This window comes from Stenotrophomonas sp. (assembly GCF_031995405.1).
Classification (GTDB): domain Bacteria; phylum Pseudomonadota; class Gammaproteobacteria; order Xanthomonadales; family Xanthomonadaceae; genus Stenotrophomonas.
In genome coordinates, this window is sequence record NZ_DAMAGC010000042.1 from 16579 (window position 1) to 25398 (window position 8820).

Annotated in this window: 10 protein-coding genes; 4 read left to right on the forward strand and 6 right to left on the reverse strand. The window is 69.0% G+C overall.

What is annotated here, in order from left to right; translation table 11 throughout:
- Positions 1–289 precede the first annotated feature (289 nt).
- The 4 genes from hemE to RTO53_RS09765 all read right to left on the reverse strand — a co-directional run bounded on the left by hemE (position 290) and on the right by RTO53_RS09765 (position 3399).
- The gene (gene hemE, locus RTO53_RS09750) at positions 290–1363 is read right to left on the reverse strand and encodes a uroporphyrinogen decarboxylase (RefSeq protein ID WP_312237603.1); all 1074 of its coding nucleotides are present in this window, start codon (positions 1361–1363) and stop codon (positions 290–292) included.
- 62 nt (positions 1364–1425) lie between these two features.
- Complete coding sequence (locus RTO53_RS09755) at positions 1426–1677, reverse strand: WGR domain-containing protein (protein ID WP_312237604.1); 252 nt, start codon at positions 1675–1677, stop codon at positions 1426–1428.
- A 73-nt stretch (positions 1678–1750) separates the two neighbouring features.
- A complete protein-coding gene (aroB, locus tag RTO53_RS09760; protein ID WP_312237605.1) occupies positions 1751–2860 on the reverse strand; it encodes a 3-dehydroquinate synthase in 1110 nt (369 codons plus the stop codon).
- A complete protein-coding gene (locus RTO53_RS09765) occupies positions 2857–3399 on the reverse strand; it encodes a shikimate kinase (protein ID WP_312237606.1) in 543 nt (180 codons plus the stop codon). Before RTO53_RS09765 ends, aroB begins: the two co-directional genes overlap by 4 nt.
- Before the next feature lie 95 nt (positions 3400–3494).
- Here RTO53_RS09765 and RTO53_RS09770 point away from each other — a divergent pair, with 95 nt between their 5' ends.
- Positions 3495–3698: a dodecin family protein gene (locus RTO53_RS09770; RefSeq protein WP_312237607.1), complete on the forward strand. Its 204-nt coding sequence runs from the start codon at positions 3495–3497 to the stop codon at positions 3696–3698.
- A gap of 27 nt (positions 3699–3725) precedes the next feature.
- Here RTO53_RS09770 and RTO53_RS09775 read toward each other — a convergent pair whose 3' ends face one another.
- Positions 3726–4553, reverse strand: coding sequence for a kinase (locus RTO53_RS09775; RefSeq protein ID WP_312237608.1), 828 nt, complete (start codon positions 4551–4553; stop codon positions 3726–3728).
- Between the two features lie 41 nt (positions 4554–4594).
- Here RTO53_RS09775 and pdxH point away from each other — a divergent pair, with 41 nt between their 5' ends.
- Positions 4595–5194, forward strand: a complete 600-nt coding sequence (gene pdxH, locus RTO53_RS09780; protein WP_312237609.1) for a pyridoxamine 5'-phosphate oxidase — start codon at positions 4595–4597, stop codon at positions 5192–5194.
- A gap of 108 nt (positions 5195–5302) precedes the next feature.
- On the opposite strand, the gene prpR is transcribed toward pdxH, so the two are convergent.
- The gene (gene prpR, locus RTO53_RS09785) at positions 5303–6922 is read right to left on the reverse strand and encodes a propionate catabolism operon regulatory protein PrpR (RefSeq protein ID WP_312237610.1); all 1620 of its coding nucleotides are present in this window, start codon (positions 6920–6922) and stop codon (positions 5303–5305) included.
- 157 nt (positions 6923–7079) lie between these two features.
- On the opposite strand from prpR, the gene prpB reads away from it, so the two are divergent.
- The gene (gene prpB, locus RTO53_RS09790; RefSeq protein ID WP_312237611.1) at positions 7080–7970 is read left to right on the forward strand and encodes a methylisocitrate lyase; all 891 of its coding nucleotides are present in this window, start codon (positions 7080–7082) and stop codon (positions 7968–7970) included.
- A 29-nt stretch (positions 7971–7999) separates the two neighbouring features.
- Positions 8000–8820 (forward strand): citrate/2-methylcitrate synthase (locus RTO53_RS09795; RefSeq protein ID WP_312237612.1); only part of this gene is annotated, 821 nt, incomplete at its 3' end.

Genomic DNA, 8820 nt, shown 5'->3' on the forward strand with positions numbered 1-8820 from the left:
GGGTGCGCGATGTGTGGCGTAGAGCCACGCCATGCGTGGCTGCTTTTCGATCCGGTGTGGCGGTGCAGCCACCCATGGGGTGGCTCTACCTGCCGGGTGCGCGATGTGCGGCGTAGAGCCACGCCATGCGTGGCTGCTTTTCGATCTGGCGTTGCCGTGCAGCCACCCATGGGGTGGCTCTACCTGCCGGGTGCGCGATGTGTGGCGTAGAGCCACGCCATGCGTGGCTGCTTTTCGATCCGGCGTGGCGTGCAGCCACCCATGGGGTGGCTCTACGTTGCCGGGTTTTTCAGCGGCGGCTCAACCGGTGCACCGCTTCCACCAACACGCCGACGTGCTCGGGGTTCATGTCCGGGGACATGCCGTGGCCGAGGTTGAAGACGTGGCCTTCGCGCGAGCCGCCGTTGCCTTGGGCGTAGCTGTCGAGCACGCGGCCGGCGGCGCGTTCGATGGCGTCGGGGTTGCCGTACAGGGTGGCGGGATCGAGGTTGCCCTGCAGGGCGACGCGGCCGCCGGTGCGGGCGACGGCGTCGGACAGGTCCAGGGTCCAGTCGACGCCGAGGGCGTCGGCGCCGGTGTTGGCCAGGTCGGCCAGGTGCAGGCCGGTGCCCTTGCCGAACAGGATCAGCGGGGTGCGCTGGTCGCCCTGGCCACGTTCGAGTTCCTGGGCGATGCGGGTGAGGTAGCGCAGCGAGAATTCACGGTACATGTCGGGGCTGAGCACGCCGCCCCAGGTGTCGAAGACCTGCAGCACCTGGGCGCCGGCGGCGCGTTGGGCGGCGAGGTAGGCGATGACGGCGTCGGTGACCACCGAGAGCAGCTGGTGCAGGGCGGCGGGTTCGTTCAGGGCCATGGCCTTGATGCGGGCGAAGTCCTTGCTGCCGCCGCCTTCGACCATGTAGCAGGCCAGCGTCCACGGGCTGCCGGAGAAGCCGATCAGCGGCACCTTGCCATCCAGTTCGCGACGGATCACGCGCACCGCATCCATCACGTAGCGCAGCTCGGTTTCCATGTCCGGCACGGCCAGTTTGGCGATGGCGGCGGCGTCGCGCACCGGGTGGCGGAACTTGGGGCCTTCGCCGTCGACGAAGTACAGCTCCAAGCCCATCGCATCGGGGATGGTGAGGATGTCGGAGAACAGGATCGCCGCGTCCAGGTCGAAACGGCGCAGCGGCTGCAGGGTGACTTCGCAGGCGATGTCCGGGTTCTTGGCCATGGCCAGGAAGCTGCCGGCCTTGGCGCGGGTGGCGCGGTATTCGGGCAGGTAGCGGCCGGCCTGGCGCATCAGCCAGACGGGGGTGCAGTCCACCGGTTCGCGGCGCAGCGCGCGCAGCAGGCGATCATGGCGGGAGGGGCTGGTCATGCAACGCTTCCTTGGAATCTGGTGGCGCAGGGCCGGAGTGGTACAGCGGCGGTGGGCCGCGCTCAGCGCGGCGCGACGCCGCTGGTATAGGTGATCTGGTAGCCGCGCTGGAGCTGGGCGTCGCGCGCTTTTTCAAATGCGCGATGGGCCGGCTCGGCCTGCAGGAACAGCTCTCGACGCAGCTGTGCGCGTCCGCCGACCAGGCCGGACTCGCGCAGCAGCTCCCAACCGCCGAACAGGTCCGGTTGCAGGGTCAGCTGGAGGTAGCGGGCCGGTTCGGTGGCGCTGGGATGTTGCTGCAGGAAGACACGCATGGGCGCGATTGTAGCCGCGAACGTGTGGGCAGGCCGTGCTGGCCGGCCGTGCCTGCGGCCAACGGTCGCAGGCTCAGCCGGTGGCGAGCACGTCCAGCACGTCAGCCTCATCGACGTCGGCCACCACTTCGGCGTGGCCGATGCCGCGCCACAGCACCAGGCGCAGGCGACCGGCGACGTTCTTCTTGTCCAGGCGCATGCGCGCCAGCAGCGCTTCGGGGGCCAGGCCAGCGGGAATTTCCACCGGCAGTTCGTAGCGCAGCAGCAGGTCGCGCAACTGGTAGGTGTCGGCCTCGCTGCTCATGCCCAGCCGCGCCGACAGGCGCGCAGCCAGCACCATGCCCACCGCAACCGCTTCGCCGTGGTTGAGGTTGTCGTTGCCGGGCGCACCGTAGCCCTGTTCGGTCTCGATGGCGTGGCCGAAGGTGTGGCCGAGGTTGAGCAGGGCGCGTTCGCCCTTCTCCAGCGGATCGCGGGCGACGATCTCGGCCTTGTGTTCGCAGCTGCGTGCGATGGCCTGGGCCAACGCGGTGTCATCGCCGGCCAGCAGCGCGGCGTGCTCGGCCTGCAGCCAGCGGAAGAACAGCGGGTCGCGGATGGCCCCGTACTTGATCACTTCGGCCAGCCCGGCGCGCAGTTCGCGCGGGGGCAGGGTACGCAGGGCCGCGGTGTCGGCGATCACCGCGCGCGGCGGGTGGAACGCGCCGACCAGGTTCTTGCCTTCGGGAATGTCCACCGCGGTCTTGCCGCCGACCGAGGAATCGACCATCGCCAGCAGCGAGGTCGGCAACTGCACGCAGTCCACCCCGCGCATCCAGCAGGCGGCGGCAAAGCCGGCCAAGTCGCCGGCCACGCCACCACCGAGCGCCATGACGCAGGCATCGCGGGTAGCGCCCAGCGCCGCCAGGGCGGTGATCGCCGCGCCGAAGTTGGCCAGGGTCTTGGAGGCTTCCCCGGCCGGCAGCACCAGTTCGCCGATCAGCAGGTCCGGGCGTGCGGCCCGCAGCGCCGAGGTCACCCCGGCCAGGTACAGCGGCGCCACCGACGAATCGCTGAGCAGCAGCACATGGCGGCCGCGCACGTGCTGGGCGAGCAGCGTGCCCTGGCCGAGCAGGTCCGGGCCGATATGGATGGTGTAGGGGGTGTCGCCGCCAACGGCGACGGTGCGGGGGGCGGGGGTCATGCGGGTGTTTCCTGTCGCTGCCATTGCGCGGCCAGGCGCAGCACCAGCTGCGCGGTGGCCTCGGCGGGCGTGTAGAGGTCGGTGTCCAGGGTGAGGTCGGCCAGTTCGCGGTACAGCGGATCGCGCAGCGCGGCCATCTCGTGCAGCACCTGTTCGCGGTCCGGGCGCTGCAACAGGGGACGGGTGCGGTCGCGTGCCAGCCGTTCCAGCTGGGCCGGCACGCTGACCCGCAGGTACACCACGAAACCGTGCGCGGCGATGGTCTGGCGATTGCCGGCATCCAGCACCGCGCCGCCCCCGGTGGAAACCAGCTGGTTGCGGCCGGCCAGCAGTGTCTGCAGCACCTGGCGCTCGTGCTGGCGGAAGCCGGCTTCGCCGGAATGCTCGAAGATGGTCGCGATGCTGGCGCCGGCGGCATCGACGATGGCCTGGTCGGCGTCGACGAACGCCAGCGTGAAGCGCTCGGCCAGGCGACGCCCGATGCAGGTTTTGCCGGCGCCCATCGGGCCGATCAGGATCAGGTTCGGGGCGGGATTCATTACCCGCGATCCTAACATCTCCGTGCCACGGCCTTTACGCCCGGGCCCCCATGGTGTGGAGCGCGGAATGTCCCGCGCATCGCCGGAGCGTGCCCATGTCAGTGGCCAAAATCATCGAGATCAATGCCTCCTCCACGACCAGCGTCGAGGACGCCGTGCGCAGCGGCCTGAAGAAGGTCTCCGAGACGGTCAAGGGCATCCAGGGCGCCTGGATCAATGAAACCAAGGTCGTTACCGATGGTGAGGGCAACATCACCGAGTGGCGGGTCAATCTGCGGGTGACCTTCCTGGTCAGCTGACCCGGCATCCCGGTTTCCGCCCGGCGCTCAGGTCGGCGGCACGATGTGGCGCTGTGCGTCCAGCGCGATGACCCGGTCGGCCAGGGCGGGCAGGGTGCGCAGCGCCTGCCGGCTGACCCGTTCGTAGTACTGCACGAAGCGCTCCAGCTGCGCGCGGCTCATGCTGCTGCGCTCGGGTTGCGCAGCCTGCAGGTTCTGTTCCTGCTGCCAGCGCCAGCGCGGGATCACCGCGAAGTCCGGCGGTTGCAGGAACCACAGGCGGTCGCAGCGCTGCCACAGCGCGGGATAGTCCGCGGCCAGTGCCTGGTTGCACCAGTGGCGCCAGCGTCCGTCCGGGTCCGCTTCGCGTTCCAGGGCGTTCAGCGGCGTGATCAGGTCGGCCTCGGCCTGGGCCGGCGTGCCGAGGAACCAGCCTTCGAACACCAGCAGGTCCAGGGGGCCGTCCACGCGCGGCCATCGGGCCGGCGCGACGCGTTCGTCGGCCAGTTTGTCGAAGCGCGGCAGCGCGACCGGCTGGCGCGCGGCGATGGCGTCGAAGGTGGCATGTGCCAGCGGCAGGTCGTGGGTGCCGGGCGGCCCGCGGGTGAGCAGCAGCGGATGTACCTCGCGGGCCAGGCGCTGGCGCTGGGCGCGGGTCAGGTAGACATCGTCGATGGAGAGCATGGCCGCGCGCAGGCCACGGGCCTGCGCCAGCGCCACGACCTGCGCGGCCAGCGTCGATTTGCCGCTGCCCTGCAGGCCGCTGATCGCCAATACTGGCACCCCGGTGCCGGCACCGAGCGCGTCATCCAGCGCCTGCGCGACGAGCGCGTGCGGAAAGCCTTTGGTGCTGGGCATGTACGCGGCGGTAGGCATGCGGTGACAATAAACCCAAATCAGGTGGCAAGAAACCAACCATGACCGATCTGTATACCCAAGCGCTGTCCACCTTCGCCGCGCTGTTCGAGGAAGCCAAGGGCAGCGCGGAAATCGAGCCCAACGCGATGACCGTGGCTACTGCCGACAGCAGCGGCCAGCCGTCGGCGCGTACCGTGCTGCTCAAGGCGTTCGACGCACGCGGCTTCGTGTTCTACACGCACCTGGACAGCCACAAGGGCCGCGAACTGCGTGCCAATCCGCGCGCGGCGTTGCTGTTCCTGTGGCGCAGCCTGCGCGAGGCCGGCGTCCAGGTGCGCATCGAGGGCCGCGTGGAGCAGGTGGACGATGCCGAAGCCGATGCGTATTTCGCCTCGCGTCCGCGCATGAGCCAGATCGGCGCATGGGCCTCGCTGCAGTCCAAAACGCTGTCCTCGCGCGAGGAATTCGACGCGCGCGTGGCTACCACGGAGGCCAGCTTCGAGGGGCGCGACGTGCCACGCCCGGAGGGCTGGAGTGGGCTGCGCGTGGTGCCGGAGCGGATCGAGTTCTGGTACGGCGCGCAGTTCCGCCTGCATGAGCGCTGGTGCTATGAGGTGGATGCGGACGGACAGTGGAGCAAGCGGATGTTGTTCCCGTAAGGGCCGGCACGATCCGCCTCGCGCAACCGGTGCCGCATGCGTTGCGGCGCCTTCGCGCCGCCGCCGGCTGAGCCTGCAGCCTGCAGTTCGTCGTCCGCCGCGGGCGACTCAGTCCAGATCGCTTCGCAGCCAGCGCCACAGCGTGGTCCGGGAGACGCCCAGCTGTGCCGCGGCCTGTTCCCGGTTGTCGCCACAGCTGGCAAGGACCCGCTTGAGTTCATCGGCGGGCGGACGTGCGGCCGCGCGCGTTACCGGCCAGAGCGCCGGCAACGCCCCCGGTGCGTCGATCCGTACGGGGATCCCCTGCAGTTCTGGCAGCCATTGCAGCATCTGCGGCAGTGACAGTTCACCGTGCCCCTGCTGCCAATGGATGCGCAGCCGGTCGATCATGTTGCGCAGTTCGCGCACGTTGCCCGGCCATGGGTACTCGCCAAGCCGCTGCAGCGCGTCGGGTGCTAGGGGCGAGTCCATCGCACCCAGCAGCCGGAAGAAGTGCGCCACCAGCAGCGGCACATCCTCGCGCCGTTCGTGCAGGGATGGCAGCGCGATCCGCAGCGCGGCCAGCCGGTAATACAGATCGCGGCGGAAACGCTGCGCCTCCACCAGCGCTTCCAGCGTCTGCAGGGTCGCAGCGATGACCCGCACGTCAACCGGCGTGGGCTCGGTCGCACCCACCCGCAGCACCTCGCGTTCTTCCAGTACGCGCAGCAGGCGGGTCTGCAACGGCAGCGGCAGTTCGCCGATTTCATCCAGGAACAGCGTGCCGCCATCGGCCGCCTCCACCAGGCCGACGCGGCCCCCGCGGCGCGCGCCGGTGAAGGCGCCTTCGTTGTAGCCGAACAGCTCCGCTTCCAGCAGCGACTCGCTGATCGCCCCGCAGTTGAGCGCCACGAAGCGCCCGCGTCGGCCACTGCCGGCGTGCAGCTGGCGGGCGACCAGTTCCTTGCCGGTGCCGGTCGCGCCGGTCACCAGCACGGTGCTGTCGTGCGGGGCGTACAGCGCGATGCGCTCGCGTACCTGCTGCATCGACGCGCTGTCGCCGAGCAGGGCGTGGTCGCTGTCCGGGCGCTTGAAGGGGCCGCGTCGGCGCGGCGTGCTGGCGCCGGAACGGGCCAGGGTCTGGGTCAGCTCCAATGCGTGCTCGAAGGCCTGGCGCACCGAGTCGGCCGAGTACAGCAGCACGCCGGGCAGGCCGACCTGTTCGGCGTAGTCGATGGCCATGCCGGTGCCGACGATCACTTCGATGCCGTTGGCGCGCAGGTCGGCGATGCAGTCGCGGGCGTCTTCGCGGGTGACGAAGCGGCGGTGTTCGATGTCCAGCCCGAAGCTGTGCTGGAAGCTGCCGAAGGTGGGCACATCGGTGGCGTGGGTGACCAGGCCGATCCGCGGGGCGATCCGGCGCGCGCGCGCCAGCGCTTCCATCAGGTCGAAACCATTTGCCTGGATCGGCACCAGCGGGACGTCCAGCCGGCCGCGCAGGTAGGCCGCGTTCGAGCCGCCGGCGATCACCACATCGCAGTGTTCGCGGCGCAGGCGTTGGCCGATCACATCCACCGCCTCTTCGAAGCCCAGGTTGATCGGCACGATGCGTGCGCGGCGATCGAACTCGGGGATCACATCGCCGAGCAGGCCGGTCAGGCGCGACACGCTCACCGTCCAGATCACCGGCAGGGCGCCGAGGTCGGGATCGGGCAGGCGTGAACGGTGGCGGGGCAGGCTGATGGACATGGGGCTGTTTCAATGTTTCAGTTCCAGCCATGTTACAGGGGTTTCAATGTTGCATCATGAAACATCTCTTGCCCGCGTCCGTCTCAATGAAATCAGTGACTTGCCACTTGGCACGGCCTTTGCGCCTGTAACCGGGTCAACCACGATGGAATGCCGCATGAGCACCCCTGTTTCTTCCGCTGGCGCCCGCTTCCGCGCCGCACTGGCTGCCGAATCGCCGTTGCAGGTGATCGGCGCGATCAACGCCAACCACGCCCTGCTGGCCAAGCGCGCCGGCTACCGGGCGATCTACCTGTCCGGCGGCGGCGTCGCGGCCGGCTCGCTGGGCCTGCCGGACCTGGGCATCAACACCCTGGAAGACGTGCTCATCGACGTGCGCCGCATCACCGATGTGTGCGACCTGCCGCTGATGGTGGACATCGACACCGGCTTCGGCCCCAGCGCGTTCAACATCGCGCGCACGGTGAAGTCGCTGATCAAGGCCGGTGCGGCTGCCTGCCACATCGAAGACCAGGTTGGCGCCAAGCGCTGCGGTCATCGCCCGGGCAAGGAAATCGTCTCGCAGGGCGAGATGGTCGACCGGGTCAAGGCTGCCGCCGATGCCAGGACCGATCCGGCGTTCTTCCTGATCGCGCGCACCGATGCCATCCAGGTGGATGGCGTGGACGCGGCGATCGAACGCGCCATCGCCTGCGTAGAGGCCGGTGCCGACGGCATCTTCGCCGAGGCGGCCTATGACCTGGAGACCTACCGCCGCTTCGTCGATGCGGTGAAGGTGCCGGTGCTGGCCAACATCACCGAGTTCGGCGCCACCCCGCTGTTCAGCCGCGACGAACTGGCCTCGGCCGGCGTGGCCATCCAGCTGTTCCCGCTGTCCGCGTTCCGCGCCGCCAACAAGGCCGCCGAGAACGTGTATGCGACCATCCGCCGCGAGGGCCACCAGCGTAATGTGGTGGAGGCGATGCAGACCCGCGAGGAACTGTATGACCGTATCGGCTACCACGCCTTCGAGCAGCAGCTCGATGCGTTGTTCGCCGCCAAGAAGTAACGTCGCACCATTTGTTTTCTGGAGGGATCATGAGCGAAGCAACCACCGCCCCCGGCTTCAAGCCGAAGAAATCCGTCGCCCTGTCCGGCACCGCCGCCGGCAACACCGCGCTGTGCACGGTCGGCCGTAGCGGCAACGACCTGCATTACCGCGGCTACGACATCCTGGACCTGGCCAATACCAGCGAGTTCGAGGAAATCGCCCACCTGCTGGTGCACGGCAAGCTGCCGACCCGCGCCGAGCTGGTCGCCTACAAGGCCAAGCTGAAGTCGCTGCGGGGCATCCCGGCCGCGGTCAAGGCCGCGCTGGAAGAACTGCCGCCGTCGGCACACCCGATGGACGTGATGCGCACCGGCGTGTCGGTGCTTGGCTGCGTGTCGCCGGAAAAGGACGACCACAACCATCCTGGCGCGCGCGACATCGCCGACAAGCTGATGGCCTGCCTGGGCTCGATGCTGCTGTACTGGTACCACTGGAGCCACAACGGCCGCGCGATCGACGTGGAAACCGACGACGACTCCATCGGCGGCCACTTCCTGCACCTGCTGCACGGCGAGAAGCCGCAGGATTCGTGGGTGAAGGCGATGCACACCTCGCTGATCCTGTATGCCGAGCACGAGTTCAACGCCTCCACCTTCGCCTGCCGCGTCATCGCCGGCACCGGCAGCGACATGTACAGCTGCATCACCGGCGGCATCGGCGCGCTGCGCGGTCCCAAGCATGGCGGCGCCAATGAAGTGGCCTTCGAAGTGCAGAAGCGCTACGACAGCCCCGACGACGCCGAGGCCGACATCAAGGCCCGCGTGGAGCGCAAGGAAGTGGTGATCGGCTTTGGTCATCCGGTGTATAC